The following is a 16970-nucleotide window of genomic DNA, read 5'->3' on the forward strand; positions in this document are numbered from 1 at the left end:
GCCGCTGCATGCGGCTTTTTTTATGTTCTAAGAATCGATTTGATTACTTAGCCAAACCTTCGTTACGCATCACTGTTGAAACAGCGTGGATAGCATCCTTGGCGTCATCGCCGTCGGCCTTAATCGTAACGTCTGCGCCATGGCCAACACCGAGTGACATCACACCCATGATTGACTTCAAGTTAACTTCCTTACCTTGGTATGAAAGTGTTACTTCAGCGTTAAACTTTGACGCTGCTTGAACAAGCAAAGTTGCTGGACGAGCGTGAATACCCGTTTCTGAAATGATGTTAAACTCTTTTTTTTCTGCCATGTTTTTTCTCCTTTTTGGAAAAGTCTTATCAACGACTTTAGTTTATCAAAGCGCTTACAAAATAGCAAGGGTTAATCACGGTCTAAGCCTTGAAATAATCGCCCGCCTGAGGCTTTTGCAAGCCGGTTGTTGTACGCTTTCCCCAATCCCATGTCGGGCATTGACTGCACGTATATTTTATCAATCTTGGCCTCATCATCAAAGTAACGCAAACCAGCGAACAAATTCTCGGAAGCTTGGTTGATGTTTCGCCCAAGTGACCAGGAAGCTTGGTTTTTATCCTTTAAGCTCCCCAGCAATTCTTCATCAGCCATGACCGCATCGCGTTCACTCAAGACCTCTTGGAGGTCGAACCAATCCAAGGGATCAAAGACGAAGACATCCTTGTCCGGTGCATAGTGCCGGTACTTCATCCCCGGCGCCTTCGGTGTCTGGTCAGCAGACAGTGCTTTCTTGCTGGTTCCATCAACGACTTCTTCACCCAAAACCTTCTCGAGGTCTTCTTGGCTGACAGCACCCGTTCTCAGAATTGTTGGCGTCTTTGCCGTCATATCAATAACGGTCGATTCCACCCCAACCTGGGTGGGACCATCGTCGATGATGCCAGCTACTTTACCGTCCATATCGTGTTGCACGTGTGCAGCGGTGGTTGGTGACGGCTTTCCTGACAAGTTAGCAGATGGCCCAACGATTGGGAAGCCAGTTTCCTTAATCAAGGTACGCGTCACTTCGTTTGCCGGCATGCGGACAGCGGCCGTTTGCAAACCACCGGTCACAAGCATGGAGACCTGTCCTTCCTTGATTGGAAGAATGATGGTCAACGAACCAGGCCAGAAAGCCGTCATCAAAGCAGTTGCCTTGTCTGAAATTTCAACGTAAGGCGTGAGCTGGACGATGTTTCCCACCGTCATGATTAACGGGTTATCCGCTGGTCGTCCCTTTGCGGCAAAGACTTTTTTTACGGCCTCGTCGTTTGTCGCATCCGCACCCAAGCCATAGACAGTTTCGGTCGGAAAAGCTACGACTTCACCTGCTTGTAGTAGTGCCGCGGCTTCCTGGATATCTTTTTTCTGATTGTTAAAGTGTTTCGTTTCCATGAAGTTTCACTCGAATCATTCGATCTAAACCTGCCAGGTCCTTTTTCAACTGAACCTCGGCAGTTGGTAATGCCTCTTTAAAAATTTTAGTTAAGGCCGCCCCTTGGTCGTAACCAATTTCAAAGTAGGCACGACCATTTTCAGTAAGATGGTCAGCCAATTGGACGGCCATCTTCTCGTAGAGTGCAAGCCCCTTATTGTCGGCGTATAAAGCTAGGTCCGGTTCGTAAGAAACGACCGACTCGTCCATCTCGCTTTGTCCATCCTGTCGGATGTAGGGCGGATTGGAGACGATAACGTCGAACCGTTGGCCATCAAAGGCAGCAAACAAATCCGACTCTTCTAGTTCGACTCTTGCTTGCAAGCCAAGCTTCTTCCGGTTTTCAAAGGCAATCGCCAAAGCCGGACGGGAAATGTCGGCGGCGGTCACCTGAAGCTCTGGGCGTTCGTCAGAAAGCGTCAAAGCAATGGCCCCGGAACCCGTTCCGACGTCCAGCAAGGTTGGATTCTCCGCCAAAATCGGTTCTTTTTTCAAATCATTCAGCACCCAGTCGACTAAGAGTTCTGTTTCGGGTCTTGGAATCAAGACCCGTTCGTCGACGAGAAAGTCGCGCCCGTAAAAGGGCGCTTCCCCGATGATGTACTGAGCTGGGCGGTTCTTAACGAGGGCAGCCACCCAGTTCGGCCAGCGAGCGGCCAACCAATCCGGCATCGTGCGCGTCAAGTTTGCTCGAAGCATACCGTAGTTGACTTTTAGCGCGCCCGTTAACAAGAAATCAAGGTTGTCGAGCGTTTCCTCTTCGTCTTTACCTGCAGCGACTATCTCAGCCAAGGCCCACTTTCGCGCTTCTAAAAGCGAAATCGACGGATTCTTGGCAGAGGCGCGACTCGTGCGGCCAACCTGACGTTGAAAACGGCCCTTGCCGTTTTCATTCAAAGACGGCATCTTGTGTTGTTCTACATCTTCAGCCATTATTGTTCGTTCAAGGCAGCCAACTTTGCTGTCTGTTCGGCCAAGACCAAGGCATCGATAATTTCACCAAGATCACCACCGATGATGCGGTCCAACTTGTTCAAGGTCAAACCGATGCGGTGGTCCGTTACACGGTTTTGTGGGTAGTTGTAAGTCCGGATACGTTCTGAACGAGCACCTGAACCAACGGCCGTCTTACGCTGTTCTGCGTATTCGGCCTCGTTTTCTTGTGCGAAGTGGTCATATACACGAGCGTGCAAGACCTTCCAGGCCTTGGCTCGGTTTTGCTGCTGAGAACGTTCATCCTGCATAGCAACCGTGATTCCAGTTGGTTCGTGGGTCAAACGAATGGCAGACGACGTCTTGTTAACGTGCTGTCCACCGGCACCAGATGCGCGGTAAACGTCTTCACGAACGTCTTTTGGATCAATCAAACTATCTTCATCCACCTCTTCGAATTCAGGCATGATTCCAACCGTCGCCGTTGACGTGTGCACACGTCCCTGCGTTTCGGTTGCCGGCACACGCTGAACACGGTGGGCACCAGATTCAAACTTCAACTTGGAGAAGACCTTATCACCGGTAATCATGGCAGCGACTTCCTTGTAACCACCAACTTCGGTCGTCGTTTCATCGATAATCTGAAGTGACCAACCCTGATTTTCACAGTAACGACGGTACATCCCCAAAAGGTCAGCCGCAAAGAGTGAGGATTCATCCCCACCGGCGGCACCTCGGATTTCCATGATGATGTTCTTATCATCGTTTGGATCCTTCGGAAGCATCAAGAGCTTGAGCTTTTCTTCCAGTTCTTCACGTTCAGGCTTTAAGTTAGCCAAGTCTTCCTTGGCCAATTCACCCATTTCATCATCGGAAAGCATTTCTTCGGCATCTTCAATCCCAGAAACGACATCCTTGTATCGCTGGTAAGTTTCCACCGTTTCACGGATGGATCCGGCTTCCTTTGAGAGCTTCATGTAGTTTTGGGAATCCCCCATCACTTCGGGGTCCGCAAGCATTTGGTTTAATTCGTCGTAGCGATCTACAACGGATTGAATTTGTGCAAAAATTGGATCCATTATTTACTCCTTCTCGTTATCCATCATTGTTAAGTCAGGATGGAACCAGTGGTAGCGGCAGGTTGGCTTGTAAGCTTCATCGCCACCAATCTGGATTTGGCTTCCTTTATATTGCGGTTTACCATCAGCAAAACGCAACTGCGTTGTCGCCTTGCGACCACAAAATGAACAGATGGTTTTCATTTCAACCAACTTGTCGGCCATTTCAAAAAGACGTTTTGAACCTTCGAACAAATTGTTGAAGGCATCTTGCCTCAATCCAAAGGTCATAACCGGCTTATTCAATTCGTCGACAACATATGCCAGTTGATCAACTTGCTCCTTGGTCAAGAACTGGGCTTCATCAACTAAGACGGCCGCCAAGTCGTGGTGGTCGACTTCGTTCTTGATCATATCAAACAAGTTCGTGTCTGGCTCGATGACATGGGCCGGACGTTTTAAGCCGATGCGTGAAGCAATCATACCCTCACCGTCACGGTCGTTAATCAGGGGTGTCAACAGTAAGACATGTTTCCCTTGTGATTCATAATTATGGGCGACTTTTAAAATTTCGATTGATTTTCCGGAGCCCATTGCCCCGTATTCAAAGTACAACTGTGCCAACTAAGTCCACCCCACTCTTCCTTAATATACCAATCCATTATAGCAATTTTTAGAGGCCTTTACGATGGGCCAGACCAATTTGTCAAAATTGCTTGTAGTCGTGTTAAAATAAGTGATTAGAAAAGGAGGGCGTTTCATGACATTGAAAAGCCAATTGGCCAAGTTCACGGCCCAATCATCTCACTTTGTCTTGCACGATATCTTGAAGCGAGGCGGAACATCTTTGCCAGGTAAGCTGGCGGTTACCATCGACCCAGACGTTTTGTCGTCGGTGCAAGCCGACTTTGACCTTGTCGTTGTAACTGGGACGAACGGCAAGACGCTGACAACCGCCCTCATCACCCGTATTTTGAAGGCCGGGGGTTACTCCGTCATTACCAATCCATCCGGTTCCAACATGGTACAAGGAGTTGCAGGTACGCTTTTGACTACTAAGGTCAAACCCTCACCAAATGGTAAAAAGCCCATCGCCGTATTGGAAGTTGACGAGGCGAACGTTTTGTCACTGACAAAGGCCATCAAGCCAAAGTACTTCGTGTTATCCAACCTCTTCCGTGACCAAATGGATCGTTACGGTGAAATCTACACGACCTACGACAAAATCATCAACGGAATCAACGAGGCGCCTGATGCAACCGTCATCATGAACGCCGATTCACCCATTTTGGCTCGTGGAACCTTCAAGAACAAACGTCTCTACTTTGGTTTTGACCACGTGAAGGAAGAAGACTACAAGGACTTGAAGGCCCCAACGAACACGGATGGTATTTTAAGCCCAACGGACAACTCCGTTTTGCACTACAACTTCATCACCTACGCCAACTTGGGTAAGTATTTCTCAGTGACCGACAACTTTGCTCGTCCCGATTTGGACGTTGCGGTGACTGACTTAACGGAGCTGACGCCAAAGTCCTCTGCTTTCTCAATCGATGGCCACCCATACGAAATTGCCATCGGTGGTTTGTACAACATCTACAACGCCCTGGCTGCTTACACGGTTGGTAAGGCCTTTGATGTGACACCAGATGAAATTAAGATTGCTTTTGAAGAAAACAAGCAAATCTTTGGTCGCCAAGAATCATTGAAGATTGGGGACAAAGAATTAACCATCTTGTTGATTAAGAATCCAGTTGGTACCAACACAGTTATCGACATGATGGAAACCGAAAAAGATCCCTTCACCTTCCTCGCCATGTTGAACGCCAACTACGCTGACGGAATCGATACGTCATGGATTTGGGACGCCGAATTCGAACGCTTGCACGATTCCAACATGCAAGCCGTGATGACAGGTGGTGAACGCTACAAGGACATCACTGTTCGTTTGAAGATGGCCGGTTATGACATCAAGGAAACGTTCCCAAAGACGGAACAAATCATCGATGCCATCGAAGAAGCCCCAACGAAGAAGGTTTACCTTGCTGCTACTTACACGGCCATGCTTCAAGTGCGTGCCGTGTTGATGGACAAGGGCTACATCAAGGAGGAGTTCTAATGACGGAATACAAGTTGAATTTAGCACACCTCTATGGTGACTTAATGAACACCTACGGCGATTACGGAAACATTATCGCCCTGCGTTACTATGCCAAGCAAATCGGCGTTGAGATTGATGACCAACTGATTTCGTTGAACGATTCTTTCGACCCGGACGCCTTTGACTTTGTCCTCTTCGGTGGTGGTCAAGATTACGAAGAAACCATCGTGGCAAAGGACCTTGTCGGCAAGAAGGACGGATTGAAGAAGTACATCGAAAACGATGGACCACTTTTGGCTGTCTGTGGTGGTTTTCAACTGCTCGGGCACTACATGGAAATGGCCGACGGTGAACGTGTTGATGGCATCGGGATCATGGACCACTACACCACCAATATGACAAACGATGAAGTGCATGCCGAAAAAGGCAAGCGTTTGACCGGGGACATCGTGATTAAGAACAACGAAACCGGCGAAACCTACCACGGCTTTGAAAACCACCAGGGACGAACGTTCTTAGGTAAGGGTGAGAAAGCCCTTGGGACGGTCACTCAAGGTCAAGGAAACAATGGAATGGATCAAAGCGAAGGGGTTATCTACCACAACGTATACGGTTCATACTTCCACGGTCCTATCTTTACGCGTAACGGTAACTTGGCCAAGCGCGTCTTGGCCACGGCTTTGGAACGCAAGTACCCGGACGTTGACTGGTTTAAGAAGCTCGAAGGCGTTAAAGCCGAAACATTTTAAGTAAATGAAAAAGTCCGCGCCGAGGGCGCGGGCTTTTTGCTTGTCCTAAACGACCTCAATTGTTTGAAAATCTTTTCGGCCGTGGTAAACTATGTACGAAAAGAGGAGAGTTAATCCTCTTCTCGGATAAAGCCGCCCAAGGCGGTGGCAAGTTATAGTGGCGACGGACAACCATCATCACCCGCTAAAGCGAGATGGTTGCCCGTTTTTTTAGTTCTTGTCGTGCAACGACATTAACTTCTTCATGATCCGTTCCATCTTAATGGCCAGGTTTCCCAAGCGCACCAAGGTGTCGTACCAATCCCAAAAATCGGGCATGGCGTTCCTTTCAATCGGAATCATGCCCATGAATTTCTCCATAGGCCTTACCTCCTTTTGTCGGTCAACGCCACCGTCTCGGCTTCTTTATCGCCACCATCATAACGAGTCGTTCAAATAGAACCGACAAAAGAGTCCAAAAATTGTCGATTAGGTCACGATATTGTCCTAACTGACACCTATACAAAAAGTCCGCACCTTGGCGCGGGCTTTTTGCTTGTCCTAAACGACCTCATTTGTTTGAAAATCTTTTCGGCCGTGGTAAACTATGTACGAAAAGAGGAGAGCTAACCCTCTTCTCGGATAAAGCCGCCCAAGGCGGTGGCAAGTGATATTGTTGACGGACAACCATCATCACCCGCTAAAGCGAGATGGTTGCCCGTTTTTTTAGTTCTTGTCGTGCAACGACAGTAACATCTTCATGATTCGATCAAGCTTAATGGCTAGGTTTCCCCAGCGTACCAAGGTGTCGAACCAATCCCAAAAATCGGGCATGGCGTTCCTTTCAATCGGAATCATACCCATGAATTTCTCCATAGGCCTTACCTCCTTTTGTCGGTCAACGCCACCGTCTCGGCTTCTTTATCGCCCCCATGATAACGGGTTGGTCAAATCATTTCGCTAAAACAGATGAAAACTTGTCGATTAGGTCAAGAAAATGGCCCTAACTGACATCCCAAAAAAGACCGCAGTCAACACTGCGGTCTTTTTATTTACAAACTTACTCTGACAAGTGGTAGTAGTAAGTTGAGATTGAAATGTTATCCATTCCTGAAAGCGCGGTACGCAAACGGAAAGATGATTGGTTGTGTAAGATATTTTGCCATGGCTTCTTTGGTACGAACTGAGGAATGATGACCGTAACGGAGTGGTTCACCTTCTCAGACTGCTTAGAAACCTTCTTCACGAAGCCGATGACCGGCTTTACGATTGAACGGTAAGACGTGTGGACGTCAACGTAGCGGACGTCGCCAAAGTCTTCCTTGAACTGCGCTTGAATCTTCGCTTCACGTCCAGGATTCTCATCGAATGAAACGTGCATGGCGACGACTTTGGTAGCGATTGATTGTGCGTAATCAACGGCTTCAGACGTCACGCGGGTCAAGTTTGAAACCAAAACAATGGCCGTTGATCCGTCGTATTGGTGACGAACGGATTCAACGTTGTTCACGTATTGCAAACGCAATTGACGGGCGATGGCTTCGTAGTGGCGGTGAATCTTGAAGAAAAGCGCCAGAACCAAAGGCATGATGACCAAGTATGGCCAAACGTGGGTCAAACGCGTAACGAACAAAACCACCACTAATCCGGCTGACATCGCAGCACCAATGAAGTTGATGATGGACTTAAACCACCAAGCCTTTTCATCATGACGGTTGCGGAACCAGTGAATGATCATACCAGACTGTGACAACGTGAATGGCACGAACACACCGACGGCGTACAACGGAATCAAGTTATCCGTTGAACCGTGGAAGACAATCGTCAAAATGATGGCTCCAATTGAAAGGGACAAGATTCCGTTTGAGTAACCCAAACGATCACCTCGGTCCAAGTAAAGGTGTGGTAAGTACTTGTCACGAGCCAGGTTAACAGCCAACACTGGGAAGGCTGAGAATCCGGTGTTCGCAGCGACGGCCAAAATCAATGCCGTTGCCAACTGAACGAGGTAGAAGAAAATGTTGTGACCACCAAAGGTTTCGGAAGCGATTTGGGCCAAAACCGTTGAGTGGCTGTTTGGTTGGATTCCATACCAGTAGGAAAGGAACGTGATACCGAGGAAGAAGAAGGCCAAGATTCCGGCCATCATCGTCAACGTCGTGGCGGCGTGTTTTTCCTTTGGTTCCTTGAAGTTAGGCACAGCGTTTGAAATGGCTTCAACACCGGTCAATGATGAGGAACCAGATGACAAGGCACGTAGGAAGAAGATGATGGAAAGTCCTGAGAAGTCCGTACCAATCTTTGCTGCCTGGTGGGCCGGAATAGCACCCGTTGCTGCCTGGAAGAGTCCAAATCCAATCGTGATGAACATGACCACGATAAAGAAGTAGACAGGAACCATCAAGAAGTTGGCGGATTCACGCAAACCACGAAGGTTCAACGCCGTCAAAACAATGATGGTGAATAGTGACAACGGCACCGCAAAATGGTAAAGCGCTGGAACGGCGGCCGTAATTGCGTCAGCGGCGGCTGAGGCAGAAACCGCAACCGTCAACATGTAATCGACAAGAAGCGATCCCCCGGCAACAAGCCCAGCCTTTGACCCCCAGTTCTGGCTGGCAACCGTGTAGGCTCCCCCACCGTTTGGGTAGGCTTTAATAATTTGACGGTACGACAAAACGATGGCCGCCAGCAAGACCATGATGATCAAAGCGATTGGCAATTGCAGCCACAAAGCCACTGCCCCGGCAGCAATCAATACAGAAGTAATTGATTCCGTACCATAGGCAACAGATGACAAGGCATCGGATGAAAGCAAGGCCAGGGCCTTGGACTTCGTCAATGACTGACCAGCTGCTTCAGAGGTCTTCAATGGTTTTCCAATAATGACACGTTTAAGGTTACGAAACATGGTTTCTCTCCCGTTTTTCTCTTGATAAGTCTCTATTGTACGCCTTTTATTTGAATAAAAAAAGACCCTAGAAAAGCTTTTAAATCAGCTTTCAAAGGACTCATATTTTCATTTTTCTTTAATCCATTCCAAAGTAATGGAAGAAGCCGAAACCGGACTTATTTAGTCGCTCTTTCAAGCGTTTGTTAAAGGCAACGGGGTTTTGTCGAAAGTCCATCGGGACGGTAATACCGAGCACGCATTCAATCCATCCCACCTGCTTTTCGGAAAGACCGCTCACCAATCCGGGAACAATAACCGCATCGTTTTCTAACTTTTTTCTTAACCCAATCAGCATCTCCGGTTCGAAGAAAATCTGAGTAATGGCAAAGTCCGCCCCGCACTCGTTTCTTTTCTCCCACTCCTCCAACAGCATAGTGGCCGTCCGCCCGGCAGCTTGATTCACGTCGATTGTTGAAGCGAGCGTGATCTCATCACCGGCTGCATCCCGGAGGGCGGAAAGTAACGCCAGTCCAGTGGAAAAACCATCATCCAACCGTCGTTTATCCCCGGTGATGATCAAGAAGTTTGATAGCTCCAGAGCTTTCACGCGCTTCAAGAATTCCAAAACGCCAACAGCCGATATATCCCCGGCACGCAAGTGAACGAGGACCGGCCGCCCAGTAGCCCGCTGCAGATGAGAAGCCGTCTCCAGTAGCTCACAAAAATCTGATTCGCTTTCTCCTTGATTAACGACGGAGAAAAAAGTGGCCTCCATTGCTTTCCGGTCCAGACCATTTTCCAGCAAGGTTTTGACTTTACCTACCGTCAACTCGACTGAAAATCCGTCTAAATCACTGATTTCGTGCGGGTCAATTCGATATTCTACCATCATCTCTTTCCTTTCTTAGTCAACTTTACTCAACTCGACCAATTTATTTTTCTGTGTTAAAATTGAATGCAATTGGAGGTGCTATGATGTACAAACCTGAATCAAACACAAACGAGGAACTCGCCGCATTCATTAAGCAACCGGGACGTAACCTGGTCTTCATGTCAACGGAATGGTGTGGTGATTGCAAGGTCATCAAGCCTTTCGTTCAAGGTCTGAAGGATGAAATCGTCAAGACGTCAAACTGGATGGATGCCGACCGCGACGAAAACCTCGACTGGGCCGCAGAACACGGCTTGAAGGGAATTCCAACCTTTGTCTTATTCGAAGACGGTAAGAAGGTTGACCAAATCGGTCACGGTGAGCGAATCACACCAAACCAAATCAAAGAATGGTACGAAAATACCCTTTCTTAATCTCACCTATTTTAACAAATAAAAAGCAGCTCGCCTCGATATTGAAGCCAGCTGCTTTTTTATTGACCTGTTTAGCGTGAAGAAGCGTCCCAAAAGCAGTCCCACACAAGCACAGCCCCTATTAACACACCGCACTAACACAGCTGCCCACACAAGCCCTTCACTTTCCTTCAAAAAAGCCCGCTCTTTCGAGTGGGCTTCTTTATTAACCGATCGTTATTTTCCAATAAATGCCAACACCTGGTTCGATGGAATGGCAAAGCCCATTCCTTCAATGTTGGTATTTTGAGCAGAAGCGGTAATCTTTGAGGACGCAATGCCGATAACCTGCCCAGATTCGTTGATCAAAGCCCCACCAGAGTTCCCCTGGTTAATGGCGGCATCGGTCTGGATGACGGTAACCTGGTGGTTGTTTGTTTCCGTTGACACTAAGCTACGCTTAGCAGAGGAAACGATTCCCTTGGTCATCGTGGACTGGTAGGCAGCACCCAATGGTGAGCCCAAAGCCATGACGGCTTGTCCCGTTTTCACTTTATCCGAGTCAGCAAACTTCGCCGCTTTCTTGAAATGGCTAGATGAGACGCGAATCAAGGCCAGGTCCTGACTGCTATCTGAACGGATGAGCTTTGCGTTCACCTTGTCACCGTTTGCATCAATCACCTGGATTGATGCGGAATTCTGGATAACGTGTGCGTTCGTGACGATGTCGGCGGACTTCTTGTTAATGTCGACAACCACACCGGATCCTTCGGAAGCCGTGTCGTAACTGCTTTCTTGGGTGCTCTTGTTTTGGCTGTCGAAGGCATCGGCACCATCAGACAGGGAAGCGGATTTCTGAAGGTTTTGAACGGTAACAACGGCGTCCTTCATGTTATCAAAGGCTTGCTTAGCTTTGCTGTTCGACACGTAGGCAACCGGTGCGACCGTGGTAATTCCAGCGGCGTTTGTGTGCGTCGCTTTCGCCAGACGATTCTGGTACCAAGAATTTGGCAATGCACTGGCCATAACAACCGCACCACCGACAACAAAGGCTAGCAGCAAGACAAGCACAATGCGAATGTGGCGCCGCAGCATTGAAATTTCATTCTTCATCATCCACTCCCTTCTTTGTATTTGAATTAAATGGGAAGACTAACCTTAAAGATTGTTCCCTTTGGATGGTTATCACTCACGCTAATTTTACCATTGTGAGCGCTCACTATCCATTCGGCGATGGACAGTCCAAGACCGGTTCCACCAGTCTTTCGGTTTCCCGTTTTGTCTTCGCGGTAGAAACGGTCAAAGATGTGCTTCTTTGCTTCATCTGAGATTCCGCGACCAGTATCAGCCACTTCAATCTGTAACCACTTCTTGTTAACGGAAGCAGAAACGTTGATTTTGTCGCCCTCTTCCGAGTACTTCAAAGCGTTATCCATCAGCAAAACCAAGAGCTGGTGAATCCGCTTTCGATCGATGGAAACCTTCTTGTCAACGTTTACGTCGACCGTCACGTCTTTACCAGAAATTTCACCCATTTCGATGTATGGCGAAAGGGCCGAGCCCAAGAAGGACTTCACGTCGGTCTTTTCCTTTTCAACCTTCGTCATGTTTGAACCGGTCTTGGCCAAGGTCAACATGTTGTTGGTCAAGGAATTGAGTCGCCTAATTTCTGATAGGGATAAGATGACGGCATCGGATTCTTCTCGAATCGTGGACGTCGGTCTTGTCAGTAGGTTCTCGAGCTTTCCTTGAATAACGGTCATCGGTGTCCGAAGTTCGTGGGCAGCGTTGTTAACGAAGTCTTGTTGCTGCTGCCAAGCACGAATAACCGGCTTCATTGACTGTCTTGCGATGTAAAAGGCGAAGAACAGCGCAAAGATGAAGGCAGACAGGAAGGACCAAATCAGCACGTCCTGGAACTTCTTCAGATTGACAACGGTGTCGGTTACATCGACGAAGACATAACCGTAAGCAGCGGATTGCAAACCGTTTTCTCCAGGAGCCAAAACGGTCCCCTTCTTAAACTTAACGGCTTGAATGCGCAGGTAAGTTTCGTTTTTTCGAATGGTCTGTGGTCCTTCTCCCAAATCACTCTGGTTGAAGGTCAGTTTGAACTTCCGAGTCAACACGTTTTTTGTTCCAGTGTTAACCTGGTTTTCAATTTGTTTTCCTGCATCATCAAAGTAGAGCACGTTCCCACGGAACACTTCAGGATCGCGGCCAAAGCCGGCACTATCCTTTCCCATCCCGTTGTTTACCTTATCCGTTGCCTGCTGGTAGTAAGAGACGTACTGGTTGATGACGCGGTCGGAATTATCGTAAATCGTGGATGTGTAAATCCAGAAGATAACCCCGGCGAGGAAAGTAAAGATCACCATTAATCCAAGAGCCAAAGTCGCAAAGTTATCAACTTGCTGTTTGCGATTAATCAGCTTGGTCATCTGGCACCTCTAAGATAAAGCCGATGTTACGAAGCGTCTTGATCAAGCCACCTTGACCAACGGCCTCGAGCTTACGACGGAGGTTGTTCAAGTAGATGTTCACCACGTTAATCGTCGTATCGGAATCAACACCCCAAACGCGATCAAAGATTTGGTCACGGGTTACGATGATGTTCTTGTTTTGACCAAGGTAAGTTAAGATGTCGAATTCTTTTCCGACCAACTTAACGGCCTGACCATGTACGGTCACGCCACGGTTTTCTAAGTTGATGCTTAATTCACCAACGGTCATGGTGTTGTCTTCGGAGTACACACCCGTTCGGCGAAGCAAGGCCTTCACGCGCACAAGCAACTCTTCGCGGTGGAAGGGCTTGGTCAAGTAGTCGTCTGCTCCAACGTTGAAGCCTTCGATTTTGTCGTCGAGGGAAGCCTTCGCCGTCAGAATCAAGACGGGCGTCACCACCTTGGCTTCACGAACCTTTTTGATGATGTCCAATCCGGATTGACCGGGTAACATCAAGTCACAAATAATCAGATCAAAGGGTGATTCCTTGGCCTCAAACTCACCGTCCAAACCGTCTTGAACGGAAGTGACGTCAGCAAAATCCTTCAGTGAATCAACCACGTTGTCCGCCAAGTTCACATCATCTTCGATTAGTAAGATTTTAATTGCCTTTGCCATGTGTACACCTCTTTTGCTAAGCTTTCGCTTTTTAATTCTCTTAAAATTAGCAGGATTAGATTAAGGCTAAATTAAAGCAGAACTTTTAATTTAGCGCAAGGCTAATCTTGAGTGCTTTTTCCACTGCCTTCATAGTAGCACTATCTGGTTCAAGATGGCCAATTCGGTCTCTTAAACGGAGCTTGTCAATCGTTCGCACCTGTTCGCCCAAGATAACGGAGTCCTTCTTAATGATCCCGAGCTCGGAAGGCAGGTTCACGTGCGTTGGTAACTTCGCCTTCATCATCTTTGACGTAATGGCGAGTACGATCGTTGTCGGTGCGTTCTGGTTTCCCCGGTTATTTTGAACAACCAGGACGGGGCGAACACCCCCCTGTTCGGAGCCAATCCCCTGTTTCAAATCTGCAAAGAAGACATCACCTCTTTGCACGTTTTCATAGTCTGCAGCCATGTTATCCTCTTATTTATGTACGGGCCAAGGCCCTTTATTAGTCGACGTCAACCCGTGGCACGCGGCTTGAAATGCCCGTGAGCAATTCGTGCGGAATCGTGTCGCCGTATTCAGCAACGTCTTCGATTTTGATCTCTTTTTCTTGGTCTTTTCCTATAAAAGTCACTTCCGAACCAACGGCAACTGGCTCTCTTAAGGAAATAATGATTTGATCCATCGTGACACGACCGAGAATCTTTTCTTCCTGTTCGTTCACTAAGACGGTCATGCCGGAAAGCGTTCGCTTCAAACCGTCGGCGTAACCAACGGGAATCGTTCCAACCCATTGGTCTTCATTTGCTGTATAGGTTGCCCCGTAAGACAATGATTCGCCCTTTAACAAGCGGTGCACACCCCAGATTTGACCAACCAAAGAACCAACCGGTTCGAGCTCAATTGGGCTCGGACGGTCCGGTAAGGCCGGATTATACCCGTAAAGAACGGATCCAACGCGAATCGTGTCGGTCGGCACCTCATCGTGGTGGTAAAGAGCCGAACCGGAGTTTGCCACGTGGCAGTACTTTTCGGGAATATCGAGTCCCTTCACCATGGCCATGAAGTCGGCCAACTGTTGATCGTAGTATGGCTGGTTGTCTTCATCCGCCGTAGCAAAATGGGTCATCACGCCAGCTAATTCGAAACAGTCCTCTGCACAAACAAAGTTGTACATGGAAGCGAGCTCTGCTCGCGTTTTCGCACCTAAACGACCCATACCCGTATCCACCGCCAAGTGAATCTTCAGAGCCGGGAGTTTCTTATCTTTTTCATCAATCGCTTTCTTTGCAGCAAGCAACCAATCAAAAGAGCCTGCCACTGGCGACAGATTCTTTTCAGCCATCTCGTCGGCCAAGAAGGCGGGCTGAACCCCGAGCAAAATCACATCGCAGTCGTCTGGCAGAGCCGAACGGACACGGACCCCTTCATCAAGTGTCGCAACGGCGAAGTCCTTCACGCCAAGTTCTTGGTTCAGCGTCTTTGCTGCCCAGGTATCGCCATAGCCGTAGGCGTTTGCCTTCACAACGGCGATTAAGCGCTTTGCATTGGCGACTTCCATGACGGCCTTGGCGTTATGCACCAAGGCTTTTTTTGAGCGAAAAAATGCCAGCCCACGGCGCTTTAAGGCTGCACTTGTTCTTGTCATTTCTCTCTTCTCTCCCAGCGTTTCTTTGAAATCTTTTGCCACAAGGACAACTTCTCAATGGTGACAATCGTTGAGACATAGTCACCGGAATGGGTAATGGCAACGGACAATTCGTTCTTCTGGCCTAAAACTTCGATGACTGGTCGGCCCTTGTCATCGTTTAAGATGCAGATATCCTGCCAGGATACAGCCTTTCCAATGCCAGTCCCCAATGCCTTTGAATAAGCCTCCTTTGCTGAAAAGCGTCCGGCCACGAATTCAAGGTAGTGCTTGCCTGAGCGTTTGTTTGCCACTTCAAGCTCTTTTGGGGTTAAAATTGTCGACAAGAAGTTCGGGCGTCGATTCAAAACTGCTTCGATTCGACTAATCGACTCCATGTCGTTTCCAATGCCTATAATCATATTCTTATTTTAACAAAAAAGCACCGACAAGGCATTTATTTCGCCAGTCGGTGCTTTTTTACTTTATTTATTGAAAGTCAGAAACGTTTTGTTCTGAAGGCTTCAAGTTCTGCCAGTCAGTTGACAAGAAGCGATCATTCATTTGGTAGTTAGGTGCTTGGTAGCTACCGGACAAGAATGGGTTCAAGAACTGATCCAAGGCCAACCAACCACGCCATCCAATGTGGATCGTGTCTTGCATGAAGAAGTCTTCTCCTCCACGGCGAGACAAATCGGCGATGTTGTTAAATCCTTGGCTACGCAACTGGTGCTTGATCTTAGAAACAGACTGCTGATACATGTCGTTGTCCAAGCCAGTGTATTCCGTCCAACGCTTGTTAACAGGCGTAATGACGAATTCCACTTCCGTGTCGTTCTTGGCAAAGGTTTCCAATACGGATTGGAAGTAAGCGTACTCAACGGATTGCGTGTAGTCATAAGACTTCTGAACACCCTTCAACGCACCCTTTTCAGGCATGATTCGTGTGCGGTAGAAGGAATTCTTAATATGGAATTCGTTGTTTGTCGTACCCTTTTCACCTTCGTCGTAACCAATTCGGTCCAAAGCATTCTTTGAGTAAACCTTTGGCAACGGACGGTCATCCTTTTGAACTTGGTTCTTGTAGTTTGATGATGAAGAATCAAGTCGTGAGAACAAGGCGTCTTGGCGTGACAAGACTTGGTGCTTTACCTTCAAAGCAGAACGGTCAGTGTTAGATAGTGACTGTCCGTCTGCCACCTTGGTCAACAAGCGGTTGTAGAAGGAGCTGTTTTTAACAATCGATTCCTTCTTCACTTGTTTGGCCATGAACTGGTCGGTTTCAGATGGCGTGTTGCCTTCCAAGTTCAACAACCAGTCCACCACTTGAAGTGGTGAGTAGAAGATATCAAAGGCAGCGTCCGTACCAGTCTTTGTGAACCACTGTGGTGAGATCACGAAGACGGCCTTCTTTTTCTTCAAACCGTTGGGCATTTCTTGCATGTTCAAGAAGTGCACCATTGATTCTGACCCAGCCTTCCCCAACATGAATGGGCGGTAGTTACGGTTGTACTTTTCCGCCAAAACAGATGGGTGGAGAGAGTCAAAGCGAGAAAGTTCTGAAGAACCAAAGAATGGTACGTAGTTGACTTTTTTATCACTGAAGGCTGCGTTTTTAACCGCTTCACCCTTCACAATTTTTGCTGAGAAAGAAACCGAAGCTTCTTTTAAGTCTTTTTGACTGTAATTCGTCAAAGAGAATGGTAGAAAGAAGACCAATGCTAACAAAACAAAGGCTGCAAGCACTGGACCAAAAATCTGCCAGAGTTTTTTCTTGTCAGACATTTTGT

The 16970-nt window shown here is 47.9% G+C and carries 19 protein-coding genes; 3 read left to right on the top strand and 16 right to left on the bottom strand.

Annotated elements, in window-relative coordinates; all coding sequences use genetic code 11:
• Positions 1 to 43: 43 nt before the first annotated feature.
• The 5 genes from G6R29_RS02760 to G6R29_RS02780 form a co-directional block, all read right to left on the bottom strand.
• A complete protein-coding gene (locus tag G6R29_RS02760; protein WP_213808839.1) occupies positions 44 to 313 on the bottom strand; it encodes a phosphocarrier protein HPr in 270 nt (89 codons plus the stop codon).
• Between the two features lie 71 nt (positions 314 to 384).
• Complete coding sequence (locus G6R29_RS02765) at positions 385 to 1410, bottom strand: L-threonylcarbamoyladenylate synthase (protein WP_213808840.1); 1026 nt, start codon at positions 1408 to 1410, stop codon at positions 385 to 387.
• Positions 1391 to 2383, bottom strand: a complete 993-nt coding sequence (prmC, locus tag G6R29_RS02770; RefSeq protein ID WP_213808841.1) for a peptide chain release factor N(5)-glutamine methyltransferase — start codon at positions 2381 to 2383, stop codon at positions 1391 to 1393. The genes G6R29_RS02765 and prmC overlap by 20 nt, the downstream gene beginning before the upstream one ends.
• The gene (gene prfA / locus G6R29_RS02775) at positions 2383 to 3462 is read right to left on the bottom strand and encodes a peptide chain release factor 1 (RefSeq protein WP_213808842.1); all 1080 of its coding nucleotides are present in this window, start codon (positions 3460 to 3462) and stop codon (positions 2383 to 2385) included. Before prfA ends, prmC begins: the two co-directional genes overlap by 1 nt.
• Positions 3463 to 3465: 3 nt before the next feature.
• Positions 3466 to 4065, bottom strand: a complete 600-nt coding sequence (locus G6R29_RS02780; RefSeq protein ID WP_213808843.1) for a thymidine kinase — start codon at positions 4063 to 4065, stop codon at positions 3466 to 3468.
• A 136-nt stretch (positions 4066 to 4201) separates the two neighbouring features.
• On the opposite strand from G6R29_RS02780, the gene G6R29_RS02785 reads away from it, so the two are divergent.
• Positions 4202 to 5560, top strand: a complete 1359-nt coding sequence (locus G6R29_RS02785) for a Mur ligase family protein (protein ID WP_213808844.1) — start codon at positions 4202 to 4204, stop codon at positions 5558 to 5560.
• Positions 5560 to 6291 (top strand): type 1 glutamine amidotransferase, encoded by a 732-nt coding sequence (locus G6R29_RS02790; RefSeq protein ID WP_213808845.1) that lies wholly within the window; start codon positions 5560 to 5562, stop codon positions 6289 to 6291. The genes G6R29_RS02785 and G6R29_RS02790 overlap by 1 nt, the downstream gene beginning before the upstream one ends.
• 210 nt (positions 6292 to 6501) lie before the next feature.
• On the opposite strand, the gene G6R29_RS02795 is transcribed toward G6R29_RS02790, so the two are convergent.
• The 4 genes from G6R29_RS02795 to G6R29_RS02810 form a co-directional block, all read right to left on the bottom strand.
• Entirely contained in the window at positions 6502 to 6651 is a 150-nt protein-coding gene (locus G6R29_RS02795; protein WP_213808846.1) for a hypothetical protein, read from the bottom strand.
• 345 nt (positions 6652 to 6996) lie between these two features.
• Positions 6997 to 7146: a hypothetical protein gene (locus tag G6R29_RS02800; protein ID WP_213808847.1), complete on the bottom strand. Its 150-nt coding sequence runs from the start codon at positions 7144 to 7146 to the stop codon at positions 6997 to 6999.
• A gap of 184 nt (positions 7147 to 7330) precedes the next feature.
• Positions 7331 to 9181: an APC family permease gene (locus G6R29_RS02805; protein ID WP_213808848.1), complete on the bottom strand. Its 1851-nt coding sequence runs from the start codon at positions 9179 to 9181 to the stop codon at positions 7331 to 7333.
• 118 nt (positions 9182 to 9299) lie between these two features.
• Complete coding sequence (locus tag G6R29_RS02810; protein ID WP_213808849.1) at positions 9300 to 10052, bottom strand: methylenetetrahydrofolate reductase; 753 nt, start codon at positions 10050 to 10052, stop codon at positions 9300 to 9302.
• An 86-nt stretch (positions 10053 to 10138) separates the two neighbouring features.
• Between G6R29_RS02810 and G6R29_RS02815 the strand changes: the two genes are divergently transcribed.
• Complete coding sequence (locus tag G6R29_RS02815; RefSeq protein ID WP_213809007.1) at positions 10139 to 10468, top strand: thioredoxin family protein; 330 nt, start codon at positions 10139 to 10141, stop codon at positions 10466 to 10468.
• 216 nt (positions 10469 to 10684) lie between these two features.
• On the opposite strand, the gene G6R29_RS02820 is transcribed toward G6R29_RS02815, so the two are convergent.
• From G6R29_RS02820 to dltD, 7 genes are all read right to left on the bottom strand, one after another.
• Complete coding sequence (locus G6R29_RS02820) at positions 10685 to 11563, bottom strand: S1C family serine protease (protein WP_238476865.1); 879 nt, start codon at positions 11561 to 11563, stop codon at positions 10685 to 10687.
• 23 nt (positions 11564 to 11586) lie between these two features.
• Entirely contained in the window at positions 11587 to 12888 is a 1302-nt protein-coding gene (locus tag G6R29_RS02825; protein ID WP_213808850.1) for a sensor histidine kinase, read from the bottom strand.
• Positions 12872 to 13570, bottom strand: a complete 699-nt coding sequence (locus tag G6R29_RS02830; protein WP_213808851.1) for a response regulator transcription factor — start codon at positions 13568 to 13570, stop codon at positions 12872 to 12874. The genes G6R29_RS02825 and G6R29_RS02830 overlap by 17 nt, the downstream gene beginning before the upstream one ends.
• Positions 13571 to 13655: 85 nt before the next feature.
• Complete coding sequence (locus G6R29_RS02835) at positions 13656 to 14021, bottom strand: type II toxin-antitoxin system PemK/MazF family toxin (protein ID WP_213808852.1); 366 nt, start codon at positions 14019 to 14021, stop codon at positions 13656 to 13658.
• Positions 14022 to 14058: 37 nt separating this feature from the next.
• Entirely contained in the window at positions 14059 to 15201 is a 1143-nt protein-coding gene (gene alr / locus G6R29_RS02840) for an alanine racemase (RefSeq protein WP_213808853.1), read from the bottom strand.
• Positions 15198 to 15602 carry a holo-ACP synthase gene (gene acpS, locus G6R29_RS02845; protein WP_213808854.1) on the bottom strand — a complete coding sequence of 135 codons (405 nt, stop codon included), beginning with the start codon at positions 15600 to 15602 and terminating at the stop codon, positions 15198 to 15200. The genes alr and acpS overlap by 4 nt, the downstream gene beginning before the upstream one ends.
• Positions 15603 to 15669: 67 nt before the next feature.
• A complete protein-coding gene (gene dltD / locus G6R29_RS02850; RefSeq protein WP_213808855.1) occupies positions 15670 to 16965 on the bottom strand; it encodes a D-alanyl-lipoteichoic acid biosynthesis protein DltD in 1296 nt (431 codons plus the stop codon).
• Between the last annotated feature and the right edge of the window lie 5 nt (positions 16966 to 16970).

Origin of the sequence: Fructobacillus broussonetiae, assembly GCF_018437275.1 — a bacterium.
Taxonomy (GTDB): Bacteria; Bacillota; Bacilli; order Lactobacillales; family Lactobacillaceae; genus Fructobacillus; species Fructobacillus broussonetiae.